At 51.7% G+C, this 25,279-nt stretch carries 18 protein-coding genes; 13 read left to right on the top strand and 5 right to left on the bottom strand.

Features of this window, described 5'->3' with window-relative positions; genetic code table 11:
- Positions 1-338: 338 nt before the first annotated feature.
- The 6 genes from QVF59_RS13695 to QVF59_RS13670 all read left to right on the top strand — a co-directional run bounded on the left by QVF59_RS13695 (position 339) and on the right by QVF59_RS13670 (position 7,436).
- Positions 339-731 (top strand): DUF6841 family protein, encoded by a 393-nt coding sequence (locus QVF59_RS13695; RefSeq protein ID WP_287880657.1) that lies wholly within the window; start codon positions 339-341, stop codon positions 729-731.
- 74 nt (positions 732-805) lie between these two features.
- Positions 806-1,078 carry a hypothetical protein gene (locus QVF59_RS13690; RefSeq protein ID WP_287880655.1) on the top strand — a complete coding sequence of 91 codons (273 nt, stop codon included), beginning with the start codon at positions 806-808 and terminating at the stop codon, positions 1,076-1,078.
- 18 nt (positions 1,079-1,096) lie between these two features.
- Positions 1,097-2,176 (top strand): ribonucleotide-diphosphate reductase subunit beta, encoded by a 1,080-nt coding sequence (locus QVF59_RS13685; protein WP_159876810.1) that lies wholly within the window; start codon positions 1,097-1,099, stop codon positions 2,174-2,176.
- A 511-nt stretch (positions 2,177-2,687) separates the two neighbouring features.
- Positions 2,688-3,881, top strand: a complete 1,194-nt coding sequence (gene mblB / locus QVF59_RS13680; protein ID WP_287880654.1) for an anti-phage 6A-MBL system MBL-fold protein — start codon at positions 2,688-2,690, stop codon at positions 3,879-3,881.
- Positions 3,874-6,198, top strand: a complete 2,325-nt coding sequence (cap2-3, locus tag QVF59_RS13675; RefSeq protein ID WP_287880652.1) for an anti-phage 6A-MBL system cap2_3 protein — start codon at positions 3,874-3,876, stop codon at positions 6,196-6,198. Before mblB ends, cap2-3 begins: the two co-directional genes overlap by 8 nt.
- A complete protein-coding gene (locus tag QVF59_RS13670; protein ID WP_287880650.1) occupies positions 6,195-7,436 on the top strand; it encodes a patatin-like phospholipase family protein in 1,242 nt (413 codons plus the stop codon). The genes cap2-3 and QVF59_RS13670 overlap by 4 nt, the downstream gene beginning before the upstream one ends.
- A 328-nt stretch (positions 7,437-7,764) precedes the next feature.
- Here QVF59_RS13670 and QVF59_RS13665 read toward each other — a convergent pair whose 3' ends face one another.
- From QVF59_RS13665 to QVF59_RS13655, 3 genes are all read right to left on the bottom strand, one after another.
- Entirely contained in the window at positions 7,765-10,041 is a 2,277-nt protein-coding gene (locus QVF59_RS13665) for an MBL fold metallo-hydrolase (RefSeq protein WP_287880649.1), read from the bottom strand.
- The gene (locus QVF59_RS13660; protein ID WP_287880648.1) at positions 9,999-10,757 is read right to left on the bottom strand and encodes a hypothetical protein; all 759 of its coding nucleotides are present in this window, start codon (positions 10,755-10,757) and stop codon (positions 9,999-10,001) included. The genes QVF59_RS13665 and QVF59_RS13660 overlap by 43 nt, the downstream gene beginning before the upstream one ends.
- Before the next feature lie 129 nt (positions 10,758-10,886).
- Positions 10,887-11,132 (bottom strand): helix-turn-helix domain-containing protein, encoded by a 246-nt coding sequence (locus tag QVF59_RS13655; RefSeq protein ID WP_014087061.1) that lies wholly within the window; start codon positions 11,130-11,132, stop codon positions 10,887-10,889.
- Positions 11,133-12,139: 1,007 nt separating this feature from the next.
- Between QVF59_RS13655 and QVF59_RS13650 the strand changes: the two genes are divergently transcribed.
- The 5 genes from QVF59_RS13650 to QVF59_RS13630 all read left to right on the top strand — a co-directional run bounded on the left by QVF59_RS13650 (position 12,140) and on the right by QVF59_RS13630 (position 19,171).
- A complete protein-coding gene (locus QVF59_RS13650) occupies positions 12,140-12,415 on the top strand; it encodes a hypothetical protein (RefSeq protein WP_287880644.1) in 276 nt (91 codons plus the stop codon).
- Between the two features lie 667 nt (positions 12,416-13,082).
- Positions 13,083-14,051 (top strand): TnsA endonuclease N-terminal domain-containing protein, encoded by a 969-nt coding sequence (locus QVF59_RS13645; RefSeq protein ID WP_287880642.1) that lies wholly within the window; start codon positions 13,083-13,085, stop codon positions 14,049-14,051.
- Complete coding sequence (locus tag QVF59_RS13640; RefSeq protein WP_287880641.1) at positions 14,035-16,002, top strand: TnsB C-terminal domain-containing protein; 1,968 nt, start codon at positions 14,035-14,037, stop codon at positions 16,000-16,002. The genes QVF59_RS13645 and QVF59_RS13640 overlap by 17 nt, the downstream gene beginning before the upstream one ends.
- The gene (locus QVF59_RS13635) at positions 16,002-16,928 is read left to right on the top strand and encodes a TniB family NTP-binding protein (protein ID WP_287880640.1); all 927 of its coding nucleotides are present in this window, start codon (positions 16,002-16,004) and stop codon (positions 16,926-16,928) included. Before QVF59_RS13640 ends, QVF59_RS13635 begins: the two co-directional genes overlap by 1 nt.
- Positions 16,925-19,171, top strand: a complete 2,247-nt coding sequence (locus QVF59_RS13630) for a TniQ family protein (RefSeq protein ID WP_287880638.1) — start codon at positions 16,925-16,927, stop codon at positions 19,169-19,171. Before QVF59_RS13635 ends, QVF59_RS13630 begins: the two co-directional genes overlap by 4 nt.
- An 83-nt stretch (positions 19,172-19,254) precedes the next feature.
- Here QVF59_RS13630 and QVF59_RS13625 read toward each other — a convergent pair whose 3' ends face one another.
- Both QVF59_RS13625 and QVF59_RS13620 read right to left on the bottom strand, forming a co-directional pair.
- Positions 19,255-19,836, bottom strand: coding sequence for a hypothetical protein (locus tag QVF59_RS13625; protein WP_287880636.1), 582 nt, complete (start codon positions 19,834-19,836; stop codon positions 19,255-19,257).
- Between the two features lie 171 nt (positions 19,837-20,007).
- Positions 20,008-20,826, bottom strand: coding sequence for a helix-turn-helix transcriptional regulator (locus QVF59_RS13620; protein ID WP_287880634.1), 819 nt, complete (start codon positions 20,824-20,826; stop codon positions 20,008-20,010).
- Between the two features lie 150 nt (positions 20,827-20,976).
- Between QVF59_RS13620 and QVF59_RS13615 the strand changes: the two genes are divergently transcribed.
- Together QVF59_RS13615 and QVF59_RS13610 are read left to right on the top strand one after the other, a co-directional pair.
- Positions 20,977-24,663, top strand: a complete 3,687-nt coding sequence (locus QVF59_RS13615; RefSeq protein ID WP_287880632.1) for an ATP-binding protein — start codon at positions 20,977-20,979, stop codon at positions 24,661-24,663.
- Complete coding sequence (locus QVF59_RS13610; protein ID WP_287880631.1) at positions 24,656-25,279, top strand: hypothetical protein; 624 nt, start codon at positions 24,656-24,658, stop codon at positions 25,277-25,279. The genes QVF59_RS13615 and QVF59_RS13610 overlap by 8 nt, the downstream gene beginning before the upstream one ends.

Here is a 25,279-nt window from a genome sequence, read left to right as displayed (position 1 = left end):
ATCCGGATGGCACCGGAGCAAAGCGACGGTGCCTAGCCCGCAGGGCGCGCGAAGCTTGCCAATAAGGCAAGCAAGCAGGATGGATTGAAGCGAAGCGACAACCCGGATCCCTGTCGCTCTGCGGCAGGGTAGCTTGAAAAGCTGGTGAAGCCTGTCAGCAAGCAGGCAAGCAAGACAACTGCACCAAGCTGACCGCTCACCCGGTCAGCCCATTTCCAAACCGCTTGCCCGCAGGCGGTTTCCGAATGGGGAAGTGTAAAAGCAAACAAGATGGCAGCCCGCCAAGGCCAGCCATCATCTGAACCAGGCCCACAAGGCGCAAACAATCAGAGATGCCCATGACACTTCAGGAATTTTTCAACCGTTACAGCCAGGCCTACTCCGCCCTGGATGCGCGTGCGGTCTACGCCATGTTTACCCGTCCATTTACTGCGGTACACCATGGCCAGATCGCCACCTTCGGCAGCAATGAAACCGAAGCGCTCTACCAGGCCACCGTAGGCATTCTGGAGTATTACCGCGCCCAGGGCGTAAGCAGCGCCAGTTGCCGCATCACAGACGTACTGCCCTTTGGCAGCGAACTGGCCACCGTCAAGGTGCGCTGGACAGCGCAGCGACAGCAGGCCGAGCCGTGGATATTCTCCACCGCCTACCACCTGATACGGGAAAACGGCGCATGGCGCATTTACGGCCTGGCGCAATTTGAAGAACACGGGCATCCGGCCCAATAACCGGACAGGCTTCTCAAGCCGGTTGACCACAGCCGGCTTGAGAAGCAAACCGCAACAGCAACGGGGAGACCGGCATGAGCACCACCCTATTCTGCACCGCCAGCCGTGCAGCGCAGCACCCGGAGCAAGACCGCTTTCGCAAGCTGGGCCTGGTGCTGGTAGACCTGCCGCAGCCACTGCGCGATACACCGGCCACTCCCCGCACTGCCATCCGCATCATGCGCCAGAGCGCCATGCTGCTGGAACACCCCCCATGCCAGCCTGCCGCCGAAACCAGCATGCACAGCATGCCGGGCGCGGGCCAAACCATCCAGCTGACCACCCCCATGGGCGTGGCCGGCAAATAATCACGGAGAATCCAATACATGTTGAGCTTTGACGACACCCCGGTACAAAAACCGGCCGTAGCCCCTACCGACAGCAACAGCGCAGGCCGCGTCAACGCCGTGGACAAGAAAGTCATCAACGGCACCACCGACGTCAACCAGCTGGTACCGTTCAAACACAAATGGGCCTGGGAAAAATACCTGGCCCAATGTGCCAACCACTGGATGCCGCAAGAAGTGAACATGCAGCGCGACATCGAACAGTGGAAAACCGGCCAACTGTCCGAAGACGAAATGCGCATCGTCAAGCGCAACCTGGGTTTCTTCGTTACCGCCGACAGCTTGGCCGCCAACAACATCGTGCTGGGCACCTACCGCCAGATCACCAGCCCGGAATGCCGCCAGTACCTGCTGCGTCAGGCTTTTGACGAAGCCATCCACACCCACGCCTACCAGTACATCGTGGAAAGCCTGGGCCTGGACGAAGGCGAAGTGTTCAACGCCTACAACGAAATCAAGTCCATCCGTGACAAGGACGAATTCCTGATTCCGTTCATCGACGTACTGTGCGACCCGGCCTTCAAGACCGGCACCCTGGAAAACGACCAGAAGCTGCTGCGCTCGCTGATCGTGTTTGCCTGCATCATGGAAGGCCTGTTCTTCTACGTTGGTTTCGTGCAAATCCTGGCACTGGGCCGTCAGAACAAGATGACCGGCGCTGCCGAGCAATACCAGTACATCCTGCGTGACGAATCCAGCCACTGCAATTTCGGTATCGACCTGATCAACACCATCAAGCTGGAAAACCCACAGCTGTGGACCGAAAGCTTCAAGGCCGAAATCGTCGAGCTGTTCAAACAGGCGGTGGAACTGGAATACGCCTACGCCGAAGACACCATGCCGCGTGGCGTGCTGGGCCTGAACGCCAGCATGTTCAAGGAATACCTGCGCTTTATTGCCAACCGTCGCATGCAGCAGATTGGCCTGGACCAGTTGTTCCCGGGTGTGAACAACCCATTCCCGTGGATGAGCGAGATGATTGACTTGAAGAAGGAGAAAAACTTCTTCGAGACCCGCGTGACGGAGTATCAGACTGGCGGGGCGTTGAGCTGGGATTGATAGTAAATGTCAGAAATCGGAAAGGTTGAAATTTTGTAGTCAAAGTTTGCAATTTCCGATAGCCAAAGCCTGAAATATTGCTTGGATGCATGAGAAAGGCCCTGCGTTGCAGGGTTTTTTTCATGACTTGGTGAAGCTGGTGGCGCTCTGAACAAGCTATCCCGTGAGCGGCTCACGGTTCTGGTCACGCTTTCCTGCCTCTCACTCTCTCGCATCAGGGCTTAGCTCGGGGAAGCGAATGACTTTGTTGTTCGCTTTAGTGGCTTTTGGTAGCGCGGGCAGTTAGCGCAAAGCTTGGGGCGGTGTGAGACTTTGCCCACGGTTTACAGAAATATTCGCCGTAAGGACTCTGAGTCTGACGAGGGCATGGGCAAGCCTTTTACATAAAAAAATCATGCCTTTGTGCTTGAGAAATCGAGCATCGCATCCAAATATACTGACATGGTCACATGGTGTGTCATTAGTGCGAGGCCTGGCATATCCAAGAATTTTATTAATTGAGGACAAATCGATGGCGACTATTACGTTTTATCCCGTTGGCACGGGCGATACAAGCCAGATTGTGCTGGATGACGGCCGCCGTATCCTGATGGACTTCCGTCACCTCACCGCTGGGGAGGATGAAGGTACCAAGGTCATCGACTTGGCCGCACGATTGAATGAGGAACTGAAGGAAGCTGGACGTGATTATTTCGACGTGGTGATATTCACCCATGCTGACCTCGACCATATCCGCAATAGCCACGAATTCTTCGAGTTGCCTGGTGCAGGTCCCCAAACATACACCGGCAATGGACGTATCAAGGTGCACGAGTTCTGGGTGCCAGCCGCGATGCTGTTTGAGGAGGTCAAACAGAAGCAGCGTGGGAACGATTACGAAGTGCTGCGTCGCGAGTTGCGTCAGCGTTTTCGCGATGGCAAGGGCATCAAGGTGTTTTCCCGCCCGCAAGCGTTACTCGACTGGATGGAAAAGGACGGTCTGAGCTACGAAGATCGAGAGCATTTGTTCGAGTATGCCGGCAGAGTGGTCAACTGCTTCCAACTGGACCGAGATGGAATCGAGTTCTTTACTCATTCGCCGTTCTCGGATTCCGAGAGTACGGCCCAAAACGTCTATCGCAATGAAGATTCGCTGATTTTCCAAATTCGTTTTGCTTCTGAGGAGCCGATCAATCTGATGGCTTTCGGCGACTCCATATATGACGCCATCGACGATATCGTCCTGTTGTCCAAGCGAAATGGCAATACCGACCGCCTGAAGTGGGATCTGTTGAGTATTCCCCATCATTGCAGCTACGAGTGCCTGAACCAGACTAAGGAAGACCCCGAGCGCGATGGTGATCGTATCACCCTGCCGACTGCGCATATTCGTGAGCTGCTGAAAGTGCATGCTGCACCAAATCCGCACTTGGTGAGCTCTAGCAATCCGATCCGTGAAGACGAAGAAGCGCATAACCGGACCCTACCACCTCACATCCAGGCCAAGCGAGGTTACCGTGAGACGGTGGGTCTGCACGCACCATTCTGGGTAACGATGGAGCATCCTTCGATTGATGAGCCGCAGCCGCTTGTGTTTGAAGTAGGCCAGTACGGTTTGTCCAAGCTCCCTGCGGCGAAGAAATCGACCGCAAGCCATCATGGCATTAGCGCCGCTCAGGAGGCAGCGGTATACGCCAACCCTCGCTCTGGCGCCAGTGATGAGTGAAGAGTTCTCGCTAGGGGAGCCGATAGCTGAATCGGCTTTGCGCTCCCCCTGGAGCCGGCAGCTACTCGCCGCGGTACTCAAGGATAGCGAGTTCGAGCTGCTCGGCCTTCGTCATTATGTCGAGGACAAAGAGGAATTCGAGCTCCTAATGGTAATCGCCCAGCCCGATGGAGTTCCCAGCCGTAACCCCTTCGGGATTCGCTGTCGGGAGCTGCTGGCCCTGCAGGTCTGTTGTAGTAAACGGGCTCAGCCAGAAGCCTTGGTGCTACGACGCGACTTCCCGAACCTGATGCACTTGAATCACAGTCTGCCAGGAACGCCGCGTAGCCTTTGCTTATTCGAGGAACCGCCTACGGCGGTGATGCGTAGTTTGACCGCGCCGCGCTTCCTAGCACGTATCAAGCATTGGCTGCGGGCCACGGCCACCGGTACCTTGCATACGTCGGACCAGCCGTTGGAGCCGTTGTTCTTTCCGTCGTCATTGGCGGTAGTACTACCCACCAATTATGGCGTAACAGGCAGACAGATGCCTCCGCTGACTTTCACGGTGAATAAAGCCAGTCAGTACAGCCAGGAACGGGCTGGTGATTTAACGCTCCTCTGCTCTGATGATCCGTCGAAAAAGGGGCTCCGCCCGATTCTGCTCGAGCTTCCGACTATCGAACACGGACTGATAGAAGCTCCCGAGTGGACTCTGAGCGGCCTCGCCGCGTCATTGCAATCGCGGGGCTTCGATCTGTATGCGGCGCTCGAAGAAGCTTTGTATCTGCACCTGCAGTCCGCCCCAGAGGGTTATCTCGAGCGTGCATTACGCAAGCCAGCCCCAGAGACTTCCTCCTCATCTAAACCATTTGACTTGACGCTGTTATTAATCAAAGCGCCGCTGTTGCGCAGTCAAGCCGCAACGATTGCGGAGTCCCGGTCGGAGCTTGATGTCCGGATGTACGCATTCCTACTTATCCAGACGCCCGCCGAATTGGGCAGGGACTTAGGGGTAGTTGCCTGTGCCAACCCCAAGGATACAGACCCTTCTGGTTGGGCTCCGTTGTTGCCGTTACCTGGGGCTGCTTTCGAGCGCCTGCCCGATTTGGGCAAGGTGGCCTGCTTGCAGTTGGAAGTGCAGCGAGCGCTAGATGCACCAATGGCGCGTCGTTTTTCCGGTTTGCCCGAGTCAGGTGGCGACGAGATTCGCCTACTGTTCGGGCTAGGGGCGCTCGGCAGTCATCTGCTCGACAACTGGGTGCGTATGGGCTGGGGGCGCTGGCGCCTGGTGGACCCCGATACCTTAAAACCCCACAACCTGGTCCGGCATACCGCATTGGCTACGCAGGTAGGGCGCTCAAAGGCCGAAGTCGTAGCTGAAATGACCGCCCTGCTGGTTCCGAATCGAATGATCCAAACGGGGGTGTTCGATGCGACCGAGGCCCCTCCCCAGGTGTTTGACGAAGCCAGCTTGGTGGTGGATGCCACGGCCTCATTGGATGCAGCCCGGGCGCTTAGCTTGTATGCTGGTCAACGTCCACGTCTGACGACTCTTTTTTTCAACCCGCGGGGAACGGCTGCAGTGTTGATGCTGGAGGATCAGGATCGCCATGTGCCAGTCCATGGTCTGGAAGCGCAATATTTGCGCGCGGTCATCAACGAGGTCTGGGGGGAGTCCCATCTTTTACCGGCCGATGGCCGATTCCGGACTGGTTATGGCTGCAGCGATATCTCGCATGTGTTAAATAAGGCCGACGTCGCGGTATTGGCCGGTACATTGGCCCGTCAGTTGCCGCAATTGAGCCGGTCCCCCGAGGCGGCGCTGCGAGTCTGGTCTCTCGATCCAACAAGCGGAACAGTTACAACTCAGGTTATTGCTGTGGCACATACTCGAAGGTTCGAGGACCATCGCAGTGAGTTCGTACTAGTCATCGACGAGGCCATTCTCGCCAAGATGCGCCAATGGCGTCAGGAGCAGCTGCCGAACGAAACCGGCGGCATCCTAGTCGGCTACCACGACTTCAATCACAACCATCTGTTCGTGGTAGATGCCCTACCTGCACCACCTGACAGTAAAGCCACCCACACTTCCTTTGAGCGCGGCAATGTTGGTCTGAAAGAAAAACTGACAACGTATTACCACTGCAGTCAAGGTCAAGTCAGCTACCTTGGCGAATGGCATACCCACCCTGCTGACTCGGCCCCCTCTTCACAAGACCAGGAAACGCTGGTCGGGCTGTCCAAGACGCTGGCTCCGGATGGTGTGCCGTCAGTGATGATCATCGTAGGTGCCGAGGAAGGTGATATTTCCGTTCTGGTCGAGGTTCAATCATGAGACGCGAACGGCGCATCGGGCTAGTACTATCCGGTGGCGGCATACGCGCCATGGTGTTCCATGCGGGAGTGTTGCGCGAAATGGCCGAGCACGGCGAGCTCGAACAGGTGGTTCAAATCTCCACAGTATCGGGCGGTAGCCTAGTGGCGGGGCTGATCATGCAACTGGCCGGAGGGCAATGGCCGAGTTCCCTGGACTATCTCAACCATGTCGGGCCCCAGCTGACTTCCTTGTTAACCCGTCATCGCACGCCGCTGCGGCGGGCATTGTGGTGGCTGTGCAAGGGGCGCCCAACAAAAGCGCGGGCATCGTTGCAGCAGTCTCTGGCGCCTCAGGACGTTGTCTGGACCGCGATACGTGAGCTGGTAAAGCGACCTTGGCTTATCCGGTCCCGCCCCCACTGCTTGGCTGCCGCATATCGTCGCTGCTGGGGAGTGACCGATTTACTAGGGTCGCTACCCACAAAGCCGACGTGGAGCATCAATGGTACAACCGCGGAATACGGGGTACGGTTTCGTTTCAAGCGCGACGACATGGGCGACTACGAACTGGGGTATGCCTTATCGGGACAGTTTCCACTTGCGGAGGCAATGGCTGTCTCCTCGGCAGTCCCTGGCATCATCGGGCCACTACGACTGCCTACCCCCAACGGAAAGTGGTTCAAGTGGAAAGCCAATCTGGTAGACGCCATTGCCGATGGTAGCGCGGTCCCCAAACTACCCAAGTTCGATTCTGTCAAGTTGTACGACGGGGGAGTGTATGACAATCTGGGCCTGGAACCGTTCTTCGACTGCGGCAGCCAGTTGCCCAAGCTATCAGATGTCGACTATTTGGTGGTGTCCGACGCAGGAAAGCCCTTTACTCCGGGCAAGACCGGATGGTTTTCCGCTATGCGGATGTTCGATATCGCTTCGGAGCAAACAAGGGCGTTACGAGTGCGTGCTTTCGTTAACCACCTGAAAGGTGGTGTCGGGCGTGGCCAGTATCTGCAGATAGGAACCGACCCGTTCAAATTCCTAGCCAAGTATGCCCCAGGGGCCGACGAGAGTGGCTTGAAATTGAGCAGTGAAGAGCGCCGGGCTGCAAAAGATTACCCGACACGACTACGGAGGATGCCAGAAGCCGATTTCAAGCGGGTCGAACAACATGGATATGAAACGGCACTAGTAAACCGACGGGCTTTCAGTTGGCAGGAGGTGGTAGCCACCCACCCAGCAGATATACCAAACATTATTTAGCATAACAGTCAAAGGGACCTTCTGGAGTAAGTTCCGCTTCACAGAACAACAGATTATTACCATCCTCATGGAAGCCTAGACAGCTCTGTCGGCTGCAGAGCAGTGCTGCAAGTTTGGTATTTCCTAAACTACATTATACAATGTGATGCTCAAGGTTCGGCCGTATGCGCGTCGGAGGCTAGTCGTCCCAAGCTGCTTGAGGAAGATTATAACCTCAAGCGCTTGGACACCAAGCTAGGCAAGAAATTACTTTTAGGTTAACCCAGTATGCAAAATAATCAAAAATGCGTTCACAAGGTACTACTGGACTGACATCGGTTTTTTCCTGCTACGTGCCCCCCCAAAGCTGCCTCCAATACACTTTAGCAAATTTTTCAGGGAATTCGCCGGGTTCCACGCAGATATCCTCACTGTTATAGTTGAACCAAGGTGGTCGAATAAAAGGATGGAGGCACTTCAAATCAAGTGAGAATCCTTTACTCAACCATTTTGTGGAAAGAGGCGGTAAAACCATATCCTTTGCACTATCAAGAATGTGCTTCAGCTCCTGCTCCTCAAGTGCGTAAAATGCCCCTCGCATCATCCTTAGCCAGGCCTCCTCGAAAAAGTCTTGAACATCTGTACTTTTGGAGTAAAGGTGCAACAAGGCTCGTCCATTCGAATTTATTACATCACGGTCAGGATATTTCAAAGAAGCCAGACGTCCTGCGTAGAATAATTTAAAATCTCGAATAAGACGTGGCCGCACCTCTCTGTCAAAAATTTTGACTGGAATTCCAGACCAAGCAGCACAGAGTTGCATCAGGGGTTTTAGGTCAGCGCTACTCAACAATTCAAACCAGTCCCCACGCTGCAGTGTATTCTGATCCAGACTCTCAATAAGCAGCAAAAAGCCCTGACACTGCCGCAATTTCTTGACCAATTTTTGGTACTCCTTTTCGGAAAGTGCAGCAACAAGGTCACATGGCCGCCCCCAACGTAGCTCATCTTCGCCCCAAATCAAACCATGTGCCGCAGCATAGCGAAGTACAGGTTCAGGATTCGCTGCAAATTGCACAAATCCTTCCGCTTTAGCTTCTGCATAAATGCGATTCCAAGTTATCAATGGAAAATCAAGTTTTGCTAATATTGACTCCACTGTAGCGTCAAGAACCGCAACGCGTTCACGGCGTAGAAACCCCTCGAGCCAGTACGCCTGTTTCCGAACTTCAGCCGAAGTCCAACGGACAAAAGATTCGTCAGGCTCAATGAGCCTTTGCTGCATTACCACTACAGGCGAAGGGCCTCTATGGCAACTCCCCTGTAAGCAGGCCGAGGCATTGAGATCCTCCTGCTGCGCAGAGAGACTTAGTTTGAGCAGATCATGCTGCGCTTCTTGTCCACAATTGAACTGTTGAAAACAAGATTTTTGATCTGAAGCCTCAGATCCAGAGAAAATCACCTCCCGCCCCCGTTTGTTCGGACATATTAATGTTGTGCCTATTAAGCGCGCAGCTTCACGAAATTCTATTTTAGGTAGGTTATGTATGCCTTTAGCACTTACGATTGCAATCCTGGGTCGCATCCAAATAAAGAACTGACCAAGTCCATTTGACAGCAATTCGCCCTTTTTTATCCGATTGATATCGGCTAAATATACATGCCCTCCATGGTGAGGTACCTTCAAAACATCAGGCCCCAGACCCATGGGATGCTTTGAACAGATATATGACCAGTTTTCTTGATCCCCAGATAATACAACCCGACGCCGATATAGCCCATCAAGAACTGCGTCGACGACGAGAACTAAGGAAGTATCATTAAGAACACTATTCCCAAAAAAATTGGGCTCAAACTCCAATTTTTCAGAACGCGCAACTTCCGCAACCTTATTTTCTCTTATTGCAGAGTCTGAATTAGTACTAAGCTTACGTACAGCAGGCAGCAGTTCACGGCTCATAGCTGTTGTGCCATTGAACGGAGAACTTACGATATCCCCTTGGTTGTCGCCTTCGCCAATTGAATCGCCGCGAATGAGCCATTCGAGCGGTAGCGGTATACGATTCAGCATATCTTCGACCTCCACCTCAGAGCCTGAGTACAGCCGCTGAAGTAATCGACGCGCAGGAGATATAACTGAAACCGTAACCGCAGCGCCATCCACAAAGCGCTGTACATGCCCCTCCATCGGGTAAATTACTTCAATTTCGCGTTTAACTGCCGCTTCTTCTAGATCTTTGGCTTTGGCAACTGCAGTAGCAACTCGATCAGCAAACAGCCAACTCAAACGTTCAAATGCAGGAAGGCAGGGGAGCCACAGTTCTCCAATACTTACAGTATCGTCTGCAAGCAATTCATGGAGCCCACCTTGGTGATCGTTGTCTACATGACTTAGAACGACAACATCAAGATCATCAGCATCTTCTTGCCGTCTCGAATCCTTTAAATGCTCAAGAAGCGCCGGCGACAGTCTTGCGCCGCCATCATATAAAAGACGAAAAGCTACAGAGCCGTTTTTGATGAATTCTAAAAGTAGACAGTCTCCGTGCCCCACCCCAAACGTCAGGACATCAATACGATCTCTCACTTTAATGGTTGAATTGGACGACTTACTTGTTTTCGGCATTGAGTTTTCTTTTCCTCTAATTTACTGTGCGGGAGACCACGAGCCCATGCAGCTTTCTGCTCAATCTTTCCATGAAAAGCATGAAGATCCGCCGCTCCGGTCGGTGCTGACTGCCACTTCGCCTCTACCAGGTAGGTCTCACCCTGCAAAATAAAGCTCCCGTCGATCTGCTCGCCACGAAGGCGAAAGGGCTCACGGGCTGCGAGGCCAAATAGATCGAACATGTCTCGCAGCCAAGTTTCGAACGCATTGCCCCGTGGCTGAGGCTCCAAGGCGGAGAGGTCAATGAGCCGCTGCTTCAAGGCAACGAGCTTCGGACGATCAAACGCAGGTTTGGGTGGCTCGCCCTCTGGGGGCATTTGATCAGGCTTGCCCTGCATACGGTTGAGCAAAGAGAAGAAGCGCCCCTCCGCATTGGGAACCCACTCTTCGCGTTCGAGGCCCTTCCGGGTAGCCTCGCGGTATTCCCACAAGGCCTTAAGTGCCTTAATCGACGCTGCCAACTCAACCTTGTTCAGGTAGCACCGCAACCGTTTTGCCTTCGATGTACCCTGCTCCCGATACGCGGGATCATTGATATCAACGTTCAGCTCCTCGGCGAAGAAGGCTGCCATTGTGCGGTCGGAAAAATCAAGCACATAACCGCCACCCATCTCAAAGAGGTCGTCAACAAGCTTCACATCAAGTGATCGGATGTTGGGCATTGTCTTTTCCATGAATCAGTTCGTGCCGGTCGCCAGCAGTCGGTCAGCATTTGCCATTGTCTGGATGCGAGCTCGATTGGTTTCCGAGCGAGCAACCAGCCCTCCCCCTGCCCGAAGTTCCAGAAGCCGCATTAGACGCACCTACAGCGTCTTGAGCATTTCTGGGTCAAGAAGATCTTTGAGCTTCACTCCAAGCGCATCAGCCAGCAGCCCCATATTATCGATTGAGACATTTCGCTCCCCGCGCTCAACCTCTGACACATACGTTCGGCTCAGGCCGGCTTGTAGAGCCAATGCCTCCTGTGACACTTCTTTCAAGCGTCGTACCTGCCGCAGGTTTTTAGCAAAGACCATCCGTGCAGCATGTGGTTTGGATACTTTTTCCATACGGAGAGCATCCGGCTGCGCACGAATTTGCTCGACGGCCTATAGTTGCAAAATAGACAACTATAAGTGAATATTTGCTATCAATACCGCATAGAAAGACTCTTATGGACAGCAGTAGCGCTACAAGGGGTGTTAGCGGGCGTGTGAATGTCAATGGGACATCGGTCACAGTACGGAGTCATACCTGGGAGGTCGCCGACCGGCAGACGTGGAGCAAAACAAAGGTCGAGCTATCAGGTGGCGGCGGTTATGTTGGCCCGTATGGGGGCTATGCCAATGCCCCTCAGCTAGTTACACATGTCTCGGAGCAGCAAGAAATCTGGCTGCGCGATGAGCATGGCAAAGAAATCCCGCTGCGGCTACACAACGGAGGCATAGCGGTCCGGGTAGGACATCGCGTAACAGTCGCCGGCATCGAAGCACATGGGCAATCCTGGCTGGTCGAGGTGCGAAACACGGATACCGGTCATCGCAAGAGAATGATGGCAAGCTGGGGGCAGCTGCTTCACCAAGCTGCAGTACTACCCCGTCCCCGTTGGTTAGATTTCTCAATCAGCGCGAAGGTAGTCCGCATTCTTGCATTCGGCCTGGTAAGTTGGTTATTGGCATTACTCATTTCCATGGGGGCCTACCGATTTGGAATAGTCGCCCCCAGCAAGGCTGAACAGGTACAGAATGAGATTCGCGTCCTGGAGCATCAATCAATAGATGCCTCAAGCCAACGCGTTCGTCGTGATTTGGAGCGCCAGGCCCAAGAGTTGTATCCCGCTTTATCAGCAGCGCGCGCCGCAGACCGACGTAATGCCCTGCTCTGGGTGAATGGCCTTGGTATATCATTTCTACTCATCTGTACGCTGTGGCAGCATCGTCGAACGGGACAGTACCGGCGGAACCTCAGTAAAGCCGAAGAACGGCTAGAACGTCTCTTGGTTCCCTCCTCTCAGAAGAGCGCAAGCCCTGAAATACTGTAGGGGCAAGCTGAACCAACACATGCAAGGTGAACATTCATGGGGAGTGAAAATTACAATGCTCTTGCGCAGCCACCGCGAGAACCTAACCAGTACTGGAGCGTAGAGCTGATCCCAGAGCTCTGGCCGCTGTACCAAGAGTTTCTTCAAAAGCTGCACACTTCAGACTGCTTTTGGTACCTGCGCGGCATCTCGCATGAACGCGGAGACATGATTGACGTACAGGGGTTTGGTGATGAAACCTACCATCAACTTGCTGAATGGTTCACCGACCAGGCAGAGGCGTTGATGGAAGAAATTCACGCACGGAAGTAGCTCGTCTGTTCAGTGCATTAAAAAGGCAAGGTCGATTTGGTTCGCCTTGCCTTTTTCAATTTGACTTTCGTTATTTTAAAATAGCAAAAACAAATTGAACAAAAGTTACTGTTTGTAATTTTAAATTTCCGTGCATAGACTTCAGACAATCACATCGCCACTCTGCAGAGCGCTCCAGATTGCATGACTCTGCATCAAGCAACAAAACGGAGGGGAGCATGCCGAGGCTTATTAATGCTAAGCAGTTGGCAGACCGACTGGGTATTAGCCTGCGCTTGCTTGAGGATCTCATTGCACGACATGCAGCCCCCAAGCACATCTGGCTCGGTAGAGTACGACGCTGGGATCCTGAGCGGGTAGAAGAATGGCTGGAGCGCAAATTTGAGCGCGATACAGATGCAATGAACACCTGAACTCACAAACCCAAAGCAGAGAAGGAGATGAACATGCCATAGCCGCCTGAAGTTATTACTACTGGCGGAAGAGCGAAGCCCCCACGGTTCTACGAAAACCAGGGGGCTTCATGAGTTGACTCGATTGTGCTCTCGTCAATCTCATCTTGGCTTTTCCGATGCGGACAGTCAAGGGCATTTTGCTCGGGGCTGTCCCAACACACCCTGGCATCCCGGTTCAGCCCTTGCTGAACCGGTGCCCTAAAGGAAAAGCCATGAAACATCGCCGCCTGCCTGTCCTCAGGCACAGCAGACCTAGCCCCGAGTTATTACGCCACTTCAAGACCAAAGCCCATAGACACAGCTCATGGTCACCCTCCCCACTTAAGCCAATTGTCGCTTGCCTAGCCGGACCACAAGCCTTCACAGAGGCTCTTGCTAGCCTCGCTCTTCCTCCCGACGTGTTGGCTCAGTCGTGGGTCCTTGTTGTTCATAACAATGCAGCAAGGCTAATCAGTCATACCGAGCTCGTCATGCTTTTTAAGTGTGACAACGGTAATAATGATCGGGGAATCGTCATGCTCATTCCATCTATACGCAAGATTCACAACCACAATAGTGACAAAGTGATTGGGTTCTCATATAGCCATAGGATGAATGGACTTATTCCATGGGAAAGCACACTTGAGCGTGACTGGCTTCTACATTTAGAAGCAAATCCATCAGTCAAAACCATCCAAAGCCAGCCACAGCGATTTGATTATTGTCTTAATGGCAAGTGGCACCTATACACTCCAGACTTCGAAGTGCATTGGAAGGATGCATTAAATAGATTGCCGACCATTTACGAAGTCAAGCCAGAGGAGATATCGGCAGATAATGCATTTAATGAAAAGGCAAATGCAATAGGAGTGCAACTAGCGCAGCTAGGCTATGAATTTGTTGTTGTTGACCGCAAAATTATTCGAGATGGAAATAATTTAAAGAATTTAAATTATTTGAAACACTACGCAGATGTTTTTGTTACTCATCGTGACCGCCAGCTCATTGCCGATTATCTACTAAAAGCAGGGCCATGCACCCTGACTTGGCTCACGATTCGATTGAACAGTAAATATCTGAGCCTTTGCGGCCTCTATCACCTTCTTTGGGAGGGTTGGCTGGAATATGACAAGCAAAAAATTATCAACCCACTGTTAAAAGTATATCTAGCGGAGGGGGTGAGAAATGACTATTCCGTTTAGGGAAGGCTTCTCGGTTAGTTTGCATGGCCATCACTTCCGAGTTATTGACATCCAGCCAGACCGGACTGTGACGTTACTAAATGAGCGAACTTCGAATGCAAAAACATTCAAACATGATGAAATTGAAGCTTACCGCCAGCAAGGGCTACTGAAAATTATCGAGGGACAAGACATCTTGTTTAGGGAGGATGGCTTGCCCCCTATTCCTGCTGCGTTACCTGCTCATCATAGACTGAAACTGCAACGCAGTCTGTGCTATGTCAGAGCTGTCTTGAATCAAACATCCACATTCTCGTGTACACGTGAACTCAAGGTCATTTCGGCGTCTGTCGCGAAGTTAATTCATGACGACAAGCCTCCTAGCCCTTCCTCCCTTTATCGCTGGTGCCACCGCTACGTACAGAGTGGCGAAGATGTTATGTCTCTTGCTCCATTAACGGCTAATTGCGGAAGACGCCATGGCCAAATTGATCCAGATGTAATCGAGCTATTCTATGAAACCATCGACACCTACTACTTGACCCAGGCCAGGCTAAGTCTGAGAGAGGCCTATGCAGAACTGGCTGACCGAGTGATTGAAGCCAATCAGAATCGGTCCAAAACAAATTGGCTCCGCACCGTTAGCTATACCGGCTTCTGCAAGTTAGTCAAGCGTCTGCTTGATCCCTTTATCGTGATGGCAAGACGACTCGGCGAACGAGCTGCACGCCGGTATTTCCGAACAAGGGATCGTGGCCCTTCTGCCCTATTTCCTTTAGAACGGGTGGAGATTGACCATACCACACTGGATATTATTCTAATCCATCCGATCACAAAGGCGTATTTACGACGACCGACTTGTACCGTTGCCATCGATCGCAGGACTCGTATGGTCTGTGGGATTTATATAGATCTTGAGCCGCCATCATCCATAGCTGTGTTGATGTGTTTACGTCAAGCCGTGATGGGTAAGCAAGAAATCGTCGATAGTCTAGCAATTGACATCAATCTAACTTGGCCGGTAGACGGTCAGTTTAGGTTGATTTGCATGGATAACGGACCCGAATTTCATGGCAATGCTCACAAACAGTTCTGTGCAGACATGCATGCCGATATGCAATATTGCCCTCCGGGAAAACCATGGTACAAGGCGGCGGTTGAGCGATTTATTGGCACCCTCAACCATCAATTAATTCACCGACTACCAGGCACCACTTGGTCAAACCCAGTTGAACGCGGTGACTACCCATCAGAGAAGCTAGCGTTCTTGACGTTGCATGAATTACGGCAGCTCGTTTTTCAATGGGTTGTCGTTAAGTATCACAATACACGGCATAGTGAACTGGGGGAAACACCGCTCCAGTGCTGGAAGCGCTTGATAGAGGAGCACCCTATTCCTCCCTTACCAGATAGCCTTAGTTTAGAGGCGGAAACCGGTCTTACTTTCCAGCGGAAGATCAGCAATGGACGCATTGGCACAAAAGGCTTGATCTATCACCACCCGTACTTGGTTCACCTGGAAGAAAAACTACCTGAAAAGCAGCTGATCATGCTTCGAATTGATCCTGAAGACGTAACCCAAGCCTATATCGCTGACCCAGTTAACAAAGCACTAATCAAGTTGAAATGCTTGACGCCAGATGTTGAGCCCAACACAAGCTGGATTGTGTTTCAACAGTCACGCAAAAGAACTAATTCTGATGCGCCGGAATACTCGGAGTCCCATGTCGATACCATTCGTCAAGAGAAGGCCAAACTTCGTAGAAAGGTGCATCAGCTTTACCAAGATGCAGAGCATGAACTTGAACGTAAAACGCGACAAAAGGCTCGGGAGAAATATAAAAATCGCCCCAAAAATCAAGCAATCAGCCAAAAGAAGCCTAGTTCACCTCAATCTTCTACTTCCGAAATGGATAATATTGATTGCGATAACTGGTTTGTCGAAACCTCCAAAGCCAAAGGAGAACGGTGATGGACCTAAAATACGAGGATGTTAAGCAGAAGCTACAAGCAATAAAAGAGATTCGCGTTCATTATCCAATTTTTAGCGCAATCTTAGCTAATATGGAACGCTGTCTTGAGGAGTCGGTCGATCTGGCTGAGCCACTTTGCATGATCATCACGGGCGATACCGGTGTTGGCAAAAGCACTATTATTAAAACCATGTCAGATCGCCACCCTTCTATAAAAACATCTGAAGAAGTCAATACACCAGTACTGGTAGCCTCTGTCCCACTACCAGCAACCATCGGCGCACTATATACATCCATACTTACAGCACTAGGCGCTCCCTTTCCAGATCGGGGAAAGATCGAATACAAGCGTCTACGACTGTTCGAACTGCTCAAACGTTGCAATGTACGCTTGATCATCCTGGATGAGTTCCAACACCTGGTAGAGCGAGGCACCCGTCAACGCATCGAAACTGTCGCCGACGCAATCAAAAGCTTGATCAACCAAACAGCGCTACCCTTCATCCTCGTAGGTATGCCCGCGGCCTGTGCTGTTCTTGAGTACAGCCCACAACTCGCTGGACGCTTCCCCCTGTCGGTGGAGATCCCCTTGTTCGACTGGCTGGGGCAGCCCACCAGTTTTGAACGTCTGCTGAATTGCTTCGAGAAGGCGCTGCCCTTCGCCAAACCCAGTGGGTTTGGCGACGAGACCATGCCAGCACGCTTCTACTTGGCTACGGGTGGCAATTTCCGCTCTTTCACGACACTTATTCGCGACGCATCGCGTTCCGCACTGATGCAAGACTGCGCTCGGATTGAACGGGAGCATTTGATTCGTAGTTTTAACACCCTCTTGGCGGCCAATCGGCGCTTAAGGGCCAATCCGTTTCAGGAGAGTAATACAGCGATTGAACGCTGGATCTACCAACTGAGGAAGAACCAATGATGAGCACGCTTCCTGAGACATTGATAGAAAATACTAGGCAACTCCTGTTCCATCCCCAACCACAAGACTTCGAAACGTTGCCAGGCTATCTGCTCCGGGTCGCGGATCTAAATTGCTTACAGCACCCACAGGAGCTCTTAGACTTCCTTGAACAGAAAGCTGAAACCATCTACCGGGCTCCACTAACACCACAGTTAGGAGTGTATTCGCTGGGAACACTTGCCCAACAGCTGAAACAGCCATTGGAAAAGATCGTTGCAATGGCATGGCCACTTGATATTCGCGTCGGCAAACACCGTCGGTTTCTTTATCAAGGCCTAACCTGGCCACTTGAATTATTGCGTCATGACTATCGTGCCTGGTGCCCGTACTGCTTATCTGAAAGATTAATGCATCGGGCTGACTGGGATTGGCACCTATCCACTTGCTGTCACAAGCATCAGACGATTTTGCTTGATAGATGTCCGGCATGCTTTAAGCGGGTAAGTTGGCGCTATGCCTCACTTAATCGCTGTAACTGTGGTTTTCCACTGCATACGGCACAATCTATACCTGTAGAAAAATATTATGATTCTATCGAAATATGTACACTTACAGCGACAGAGATCCAGCGTTACATAATCCTTGCATTATTAATACTAAAAACCCCAAGCGGGGCTATTTCTACAAAGAGTCTTTCTGAAATTACGCCAGAAGAGTTAAATTTAAAAATTGGCCAAATATCGACTCAAAGCTTACGAGACCATGAATCCTTTTATAACGCTATCGATTTTCACCTAGAAGAAAGGTACAGGAACGAGCCAACACTTGGGCCACGTTATGCCACCGCCCCATTGGCCCAGGGTTTGAAAATTGATAAAAATTTTGATCAAGAACTGATCAAAATTACCAATCGCTGGCTGGCCAGGGATAAAGTAATTGCAGAAATTCACGTACAAACAGGAAGTCCGCAATCGCAGAAAAATCTAACTATTGAAGTCGCAGGGTACATTCTGAATGTTTCCCACCATATACTTCATCGCTTGATCAAGAAAAAAGTACTTGTATCCGTTTCAGAATCTGGCTGCTTGGCAAACACTGCGCGACTTTCACGCAAAGATCTATTCGTCAGTGGCAAAAGCTTAAGCCAGCTACAACATTTTCTGGTGCAGAAAAATTCAGCCACACAAGGGCAATCAGTGAGTTTTGATCATTATGGAATCGATTTTTCCACAAGATTAAATTTGTTAAATGATTTACTAGAAGGCAAAGCAACGAGTCTAGCTTACAACCCGTGCATTGGCCTTCCTAGCCTTGAATTGATAATTCCTACAAAACAAGCCGCAAGTTCCAAATTCCTCAGCGTACGTGAGGCAGCGAAAATTCTCAAAATTTACCCAGATGCTATTTACCGAGTAGCCAAGTCAGGGTTACTACCTTACACCCCACACTTGGCACGTCAAATTAAAATCGATGTTAATGACCTAGGAAAATTTCATCAAGATTTTATTTTTACGCGTGAGATAGCAGACAAGTTAAGCTGCAATGCCACAAACTTAGCAGATAAAATTATTTCAGCAGGAGTCATGCCTGTGCATGGCCCCAGCATTGATGGTGGATTGTTATATGTTTTCCGACGGCAGGAAGTTGAAACTCTAGACTTGGTTACTGTTTCCCAGTCCAACTACCAAAGCCGATGTGGGCGAGGTCATAAGAGTCAACTCACAAGCCAGGCGCCTAATCTGCTATTGCCATCAGACGCTTGTAAATTTCTTGACGTTAAACCCCGTCAGCTTGATCGGCTGTACCATCTCGGATTTCTGATGCCAATACAGCTGCTAAGTGAAGGTCAGCCATGTCTTGACAAAATAGAGTTAGAGGAATATCTGGCAAACTATAAGAACAATAATATGCTCATCCGAATTGAGGACGTTAAATTAAAAATGCGAATAAGTACTACCCTCTGGAACGATCTTGTAAATTTGGAACTCATTAGGCCAATAACTGATGGCATAGTGCGATATGTCTACAAAGATCAGCTAGCCGAAGCCATTAAATATCGAAGCACTATTTTTAGCACAAAGCAGCTCTCGGAAGCATCCGGGATTTGCAAAGCAATGATCAGATGGGAAGCAAAATATGGCTGCCTTGCAGATACAGTAATTCGAACAAGCAATAGCTACCCTAAGCTATTTTTTCCAAAAGCAGCACTATTTGTACTTAAAAAACAGAGAAGCCCCCAGAGTAGCCGCACAGGAAAATAATTGCGATAAACATCACAGATCCTTGTGACGGTCCATTTACATAAAATATGAATTCCCAACGAGGGGAAATTAAATATTTTTACTTATCCACCTTTCTTTTTCATTAAAGACAAAAATGAAAACACAATAGAAATACTAAAAATGACCCACCCCGCCAAGAAAGTCTTACTTGTTATTACTTTAATAATTTTTTCATTTGCGGTTTCCGGCTCATTGATTATGGAGCTAACCTCCATAGATCTTATATAGTGCTTTACATCAATATGCATCGCAAGATAAGCATGTTTTTCAATTACTTCATTAACTCGTGCCGGCAGTCTTGGGGCATTGAGTCTTCTATATTGCTCAGAGGCACTGCGGCAATACCACTCATGCAATAGTGGCTCATTTATTTTTGACTTCAAACACGCATCTATTGCATCCAGCGTCAATTCATACTCTGCCATTTTTGATTTTTCATTAAGCCTTTCCATGTGCGCCTTGGCTTCAGCTTCCGATTGATACAAAAGGTAAAGAGGCCCTCCAAGTTCAATTGAAATCAGAAAAAATCCAATTGCTAGCAAAACACCCAATACCCTTTGTTTAGATGATGCAGTCCACCTAATAATTAATTTAAATCTATCAATGCAAAAATTTGCATTTTCATACAAACTCTTAAATTCCATGATTAATCCTGTTATATCTCGACGCACTTAGGGATCGTTCCAGTAGACGCGCTGGCAACCTGCAAGATTTCCCCAAGCAAGATTTTACTCTCAATCCCCCTCACCAACAGAACGACTGGCTAGTATTGGTACAAATGATGCTTACGTCTGACCTCAACTCAAGGTTTGTTCTCACTTCAGAATGGTCACAAATAGCTGCTGTGCTGCCGGATTGCCCCGGTTAGCCAGATCAAATTTGGACATCAAATAAAACAGCATAGATTTTTTGACCTTCAACATCACCTCCAAGCTGTCATGCGGGATCTGATACTCGGTCGCAATGGCCTTGCGTTGATCCAACGCCAGATTCGGATTTGGCATGATCAGCACGTCCACTTGGGTGTGCCAGTCAAGGTCATCTTCATGACGAACCTCTGAGCCTTTGAGGCCTCTGGTCTCAAGAATCCGCCCTAGCACGAAATCCCGGAATGCACCTCGCGTATGGCAGTACGCTCGCACATGCCAACGCTCATCGTCAGAGGCAAACGCATGGGGGGACAACCATCGCCATTCAGGACGCTCACCCGTCATGGACTGGTACTTCACTTCAATCATTTGGTGCTCCCTCACGGCGGAGACCATTACTTGCAACACCGATGGTGTTGCATTGCGAGTCGGGAGCGGCCAGCCCGTCACTGGCACCGACGTTGATTGCATCTCTACGAATTCGTCGAGCGTAGTAGGTGAAATCAAACTCGGTTTGAAATCGGACATCGGGACATATCGCCGAATCGAAGCCCTGTACACCATGGCTCCCGGAAATTGCTCCATGTACGCCCGGAAATCCTTAGCCGCCTGAATTGGGTTGATGCCAAATTCATTGATCAGATCTGCCCGCTGCAACTCACCTCGCCAGAACAAACAGCGCTCAATGTGCTGCATGCGCTTCATCACGGTCAGGGACCATTCTCTGGTCTTAGGCGAAGCTACCTTATTGGGTACGTTAGACATTCTTTGCATCCTGCCCCAAAACCCCGAGGCGCGGGCCAGACCAGTAGTTGACAAATGAATACAAGACTATTACTTTTGACTATAGGTAGCTTATTGCTACATTCGTTCAAAATCAACTCAAATGATTGCCTATGCAATTAGGGGGTAGGAATGGACCGTCAGGCAGCCTCGCACGCGGTAGATCAGGTGGCGCGATATGCGCTGATCAGAGTCATTCTCGTTGACTCCTATACTGACGGGCGGATCACTGAACTACCCATCGAGGGTGGAACTGCACTAGTCAGCGGGAACGGTCGGGGCAAAACCTCACTGCTACAGTTGATACCGGCCTTCTTTGGCGAGCGCCCCGATCGGATCGTCAAGCCGGTGAGCAATCAGGGCAATTTTGCGCACTATTACCTTCCCCGTTCGACTTCCTACATCGTTTTTGAATACCGGCGTGACAATACCCTGTGCTGCGCTTTGCTGACTTCCGATCCAACCGGCGAAGGCGTTGAATACCGATTTGTTCGCAGTGGCTACCAGCGTGACTGGTTTGTGGACAACGAGGACAGCATGCTAATAGCCAACAGCAACTTGCCGGAGCGCCTGAAGCAGCTGGGGGCAGATTGCTCGCGCAAGATGCCCCTTGATCAGTACAGGGCCATCATTCAGGGCAAACGAGCTCATGGCTCAAGCCTGAAGCAGCATCGCCAGGATGTCATCGATTACGCCTTTTGCCCCAGCTCGCGTCCGCTCCCCCACATCGAGCGGATTGTGTTCGGGATGTTTGCTCGCAAGTCCAATTTCACTGACCTGCAGCGGATGATTGTTTCGACGGTCACCGATACCAATACCAACATCTCTCTCGGTGCCGAGCGCAAGAAAATTGAAGCTTGGCCGGATGCCTGCGATAGCTACCTGACCGTCATGCAGGAAGCATCCCGCATGGAGGACATCCAGCAATCCTACGACGATGTACTAGGGGCGGAGCAGGAGCTGCGCAATATCCACGGTCGGTTTGCGGCATCCAATATAGCGCTGGATGAGCAGAAGGAGGAGAAAGCCAAGGCGCTTGGGCAGGCGAGGCAAGAACTCGAGAATGCAGAGACTGCCTTCAAGGAATCCAGAGCAATTCTTATTGAACAGATCTCTTCCCTGGATAGGGAGATTGGTGACTACCGCCTCAAGCTGGAAGACCTGACAAAAAGGCAACGCCTCTTCAAGGAAAAGGATATCGAGGGCCTGGCTGAGTTGCAGGGTCAAGAGCAGCTCCTTTCGCAGGAGCTGGGACAGCTGACTAGCCGCAAAGCCACCCTCCTGGACCAACAATCAAACATTGAGGCGGAATACCAGAAGATTCTCGACAACTTGAAGCTAAGTCACCAGACGGGGCTGACCAAGTTCGAACGTGAACGCTCGACGGCGAAGGGCGATTATCAAGTGAAAACCAACTCCCTCCAGGCAGAATGCTGGGAGGAGGAAGCGGCGGTACGGCAAGCGTCTACCGAGAACGAGGCCGCGCTGGAGCTGGCAATCGAAACGGCGAACGAGACCGTTGGCGAGGCGCGAGAGAAGATGACAAACCCGCAGCCCGACCCTACCCTGGTCGCCGCCGCTGAAGCGCAGGAAGATAAGGTGGAGAGCTTCCGGAAGGCTCATGCGGCGGCAATCACGCTGGAGGACGAAGTACGGCAGACTTTCAATTCGGCCCGCAACAAATTCGGGGCAGCGGAGCTGGTGCTGAATGGCTTGCGCCATCAGATCAAAGTTGAGGAAGGTCGGCTCAATGACCTGCTCAAGAAGGCGGCCCCGGATGAGAACAGCTTGCTGTACTACCTCCGTCGCAACCGATCGGACTGGACTCACGATATTGCCAAAGTGGTTCGGGAAGATCTGTTAGCCCGTACCGACCTTTCCCCGACCTTGGTTGCCATGCAGGACAGCCTGTATGGCCTGCAGCTTGATCTGGATTCGCTTAGCAGCCCGCTCGTCGCAGACGAAACCGCCCTGCAGACGGAAATTGAGCTGGTGCGAACCACTATCAAGGAACTCAACAGCCGGCTAGCCGAGCAGGAAGCCGAGTTGACCGAGCTCAGCCGGGCCCTGAAAACTGCGGAGAGCAAGCTGTCTGAGATGTCGGCCAATACCTCACTGGCAAGCAAAGCGCTGGAGTCGGAAAACATTGCACTTCATGGTGCCCGGCTTGCGGTGCGCCGCAGTCGTGAGTCCGCCGGCGAACAGGCTAAACAACAGTATGCTCATGCGGCCAACATTGCGGAACAGGCCAAACAAGCTTTGCGTAACCATCGCAACCAGCTGCAGAAAGACATACAGGCTATTCAGCTTCGTCAGAAAGAGCGGCAGATGGAGTACCAAACGGCCTTGAATGAAACGCTGACCCACATCGATAAAGCTGAAACCGATACAGCGGTAAAGCATGAAATCCAATGCAAGCAGATCGAGACGGAGCGCCTGGCCAAACTCAAAGACAACGGTGTCGATACCGCGATCCTGCAGGCGCTTGAGCAGCAGATTGGCGCGGTGTCCGACAAACTGACCACAATCGACACTTCCCGCAACCTGGTTGCCCAATGGCGCCTGTGGCTGGAATCCGAGTGGTCGATGAAGGCGGCAATCGAGCAATCGATGAACCAGGCCAGCCAGCGCAAAGATAGCCTCTCCCGCGACAAGGACAAACTGAGCAAGGCGTGGTTTGACGAGCAAAACCAACGCAGGCAGTCGATCCATATCCTGACTCAGGCTATCAGCGAGATTGAGAAGGATCAGAGCCACATTGTTCGCCAGCGGCAAGTGCTTGCTGACTACCCGCCCAATCTGGGTGCACTGCCTGACCACAATACTTCCTGGAATCTGCAGGTGCTGGTTGAGCAGGCCGGCAACCAGCTAAGGAACCTGGATAAGCATGAGGAGGCCCTGAAGCAGGACATTACTGTGCTCAAACGGGTGTTCAGTGCCAGCCGCCACGCCCCTGCCGACCAGTATTACGAGTCCCAGCGCAAGCTGATCGGCCCAGACCGGGCTGAGCATCCCCGCGAGTGGGTTCCAGCCTTCAAGGAATGGTACCAGACGGTCCACAAGGAATGCCGCCGGCTGCTGCATATCGAGGCGAGAACCATCGCGGATGCGGTGGGTGACTTCCGTGACCGGATGGCGGTGTTCCACAACAAGGTGCAACAGTTCAACCGTGAGCTGCAGGACAACATCAATGCCAACCAAGGGTTCAAGAGTATTGGCGGCCTGACGGTTGAGATTGTGTCCTCCATTCGGGAGCTGGAATACTGGCCTACCGTTGATAAGGTTGCAGAATCTCGTCTGGATTGGATGGCTGGTGACCTGTCAGACCTCCCCCCGCCTGAGTTTGCACTGGCCTTGCGAGATCTGCTGGAGCATTGGCAGCTCAGGGAGGGCATACAGGCCGAGCTGACCAATCTGGTTCGCATCCAGGGCGAAGTGATTGAGAACGGCAAGCGACGCCCATTCAAGAAAGCTGAGGATCTGGAGCACATTTCCTCCAACGGCCTCTCCTATATCGTGATGGTGCTCTTGTTCATGGCCTTCATCAATCGGGTCCGTGGGGATGCTCCGGTCAACATCGTTTGGGCGCTGGATGAGATCGGGTCCCTAGATACGGGCAATACAGTCACATTGGTCAATATTTTGAAGCGGAACAACATCACGCTGGTTACGGCCTGCCCTGATCCGAAGCCGGATGTTCTGGCCACATTCAGGAGCCGGCGCGCGATTAGCAGTGACCGGCGAATTTACGAACCCGCTCACCAGCATGGCTGGTCGAGCGTCAAGGCCATTGCGGCGACGGAGGCGAGCCATGTTTGATCAGACAATGACGCTGCTGCTGGTGGGAGAATTTATTTGTGAGGTGCGCTACCCCGATGCGTTTCGGTACCTGGCTAGCGATGCTAACCAGAAGGATGCCAATGCCTACCTGACCCGCATCGGCCGCACGCTAGCATCCACTGAGCAAGGTGGATCGTGGTACGCGGCATATTCAGCCATTGGCGATGAAGAAAGGAAAGTGATCAAGTCCGAGTTCACCCGGATCTGGCAACGAACCCGTTTTCTGGTGGAATTCTTTGGCAAGGCGATGCGAGCCTCGAATAAAGAGGATTACTACTCCCGTGGCGACAAAATCGAATTCCATGCGCTGATGGCGGCCGTGGATGGTAACCCTGGGCTGCGTGCCGAGTTTCAGGCGCTCAGCAGGCTGACGGGGGGCAGCACCAGTGACGGGAAGCTACGCTCGTTGTTGGCAAGCTATTTCAAGGAGCTGGTCAATGATGGCTATCTGATCGTGGCGAATGCGGAGCGGGAAATCTACCAGGTGACAGGCAAGATCGAGTACCTGACCGAGGTGGCACAATTCCTTATGACCACGAACAACATTTCCGATGACATCGTGGAAGAACAGGACCCCACTGATTCGCTGATCTGA

This window comes from Aquitalea sp., from assembly GCF_030150775.1.
Classification (GTDB): domain Bacteria; phylum Pseudomonadota; class Gammaproteobacteria; order Burkholderiales; family Chromobacteriaceae; genus Aquitalea; species Aquitalea denitrificans.
The sequence above is the reverse complement of the archived record's forward strand: the minus strand, read 5'-3'. Positions and strand labels throughout refer to the sequence as shown.

What these genes read in the sequence shown, in the direction of transcription:
- QVF59_RS13695 (WP_287880657.1), top strand. Translation starts at nt 339, where the DNA reads ATGACACTTCAGGAATTTTTCAACCGTTACAGCCAGGCCTACTCCGCC.
- QVF59_RS13690 (WP_287880655.1), top strand. Translation starts at nt 806, where the DNA reads ATGAGCACCACCCTATTCTGCACCGCCAGCCGTGCAGCGCAGCACCCG.
- QVF59_RS13685 (WP_159876810.1), top strand. Translation starts at nt 1,097, where the DNA reads ATGTTGAGCTTTGACGACACCCCGGTACAAAAACCGGCCGTAGCCCCT.
- mblB (WP_287880654.1), top strand. Translation starts at nt 2,688, where the DNA reads ATGGCGACTATTACGTTTTATCCCGTTGGCACGGGCGATACAAGCCAG.
- cap2-3 (WP_287880652.1), top strand. Translation starts at nt 3,874, where the DNA reads ATGAGTGAAGAGTTCTCGCTAGGGGAGCCGATAGCTGAATCGGCTTTG.
- QVF59_RS13670 (WP_287880650.1), top strand. Translation starts at nt 6,195, where the DNA reads ATGAGACGCGAACGGCGCATCGGGCTAGTACTATCCGGTGGCGGCATA.
- QVF59_RS13665 (WP_287880649.1), bottom strand. Translation starts at nt 10,041, where the DNA reads ATGCCGAAAACAAGTAAGTCGTCCAATTCAACCATTAAAGTGAGAGAT.
- QVF59_RS13660 (WP_287880648.1), bottom strand. Translation starts at nt 10,757, where the DNA reads ATGGAAAAGACAATGCCCAACATCCGATCACTTGATGTGAAGCTTGTT.
- QVF59_RS13655 (WP_014087061.1), bottom strand. Translation starts at nt 11,132, where the DNA reads ATGGAAAAAGTATCCAAACCACATGCTGCACGGATGGTCTTTGCTAAA.
- QVF59_RS13650 (WP_287880644.1), top strand. Translation starts at nt 12,140, where the DNA reads ATGGGGAGTGAAAATTACAATGCTCTTGCGCAGCCACCGCGAGAACCT.
- QVF59_RS13645 (WP_287880642.1), top strand. Translation starts at nt 13,083, where the DNA reads ATGAAACATCGCCGCCTGCCTGTCCTCAGGCACAGCAGACCTAGCCCC.
- QVF59_RS13640 (WP_287880641.1), top strand. Translation starts at nt 14,035, where the DNA reads ATGACTATTCCGTTTAGGGAAGGCTTCTCGGTTAGTTTGCATGGCCAT.
- QVF59_RS13635 (WP_287880640.1), top strand. Translation starts at nt 16,002, where the DNA reads ATGGACCTAAAATACGAGGATGTTAAGCAGAAGCTACAAGCAATAAAA.
- QVF59_RS13630 (WP_287880638.1), top strand. Translation starts at nt 16,925, where the DNA reads ATGATGAGCACGCTTCCTGAGACATTGATAGAAAATACTAGGCAACTC.
- QVF59_RS13625 (WP_287880636.1), bottom strand. Translation starts at nt 19,836, where the DNA reads ATGGAATTTAAGAGTTTGTATGAAAATGCAAATTTTTGCATTGATAGA.
- QVF59_RS13620 (WP_287880634.1), bottom strand. Translation starts at nt 20,826, where the DNA reads ATGTCTAACGTACCCAATAAGGTAGCTTCGCCTAAGACCAGAGAATGG.
- QVF59_RS13615 (WP_287880632.1), top strand. Translation starts at nt 20,977, where the DNA reads ATGGACCGTCAGGCAGCCTCGCACGCGGTAGATCAGGTGGCGCGATAT.
- QVF59_RS13610 (WP_287880631.1), top strand. Translation starts at nt 24,656, where the DNA reads ATGTTTGATCAGACAATGACGCTGCTGCTGGTGGGAGAATTTATTTGT.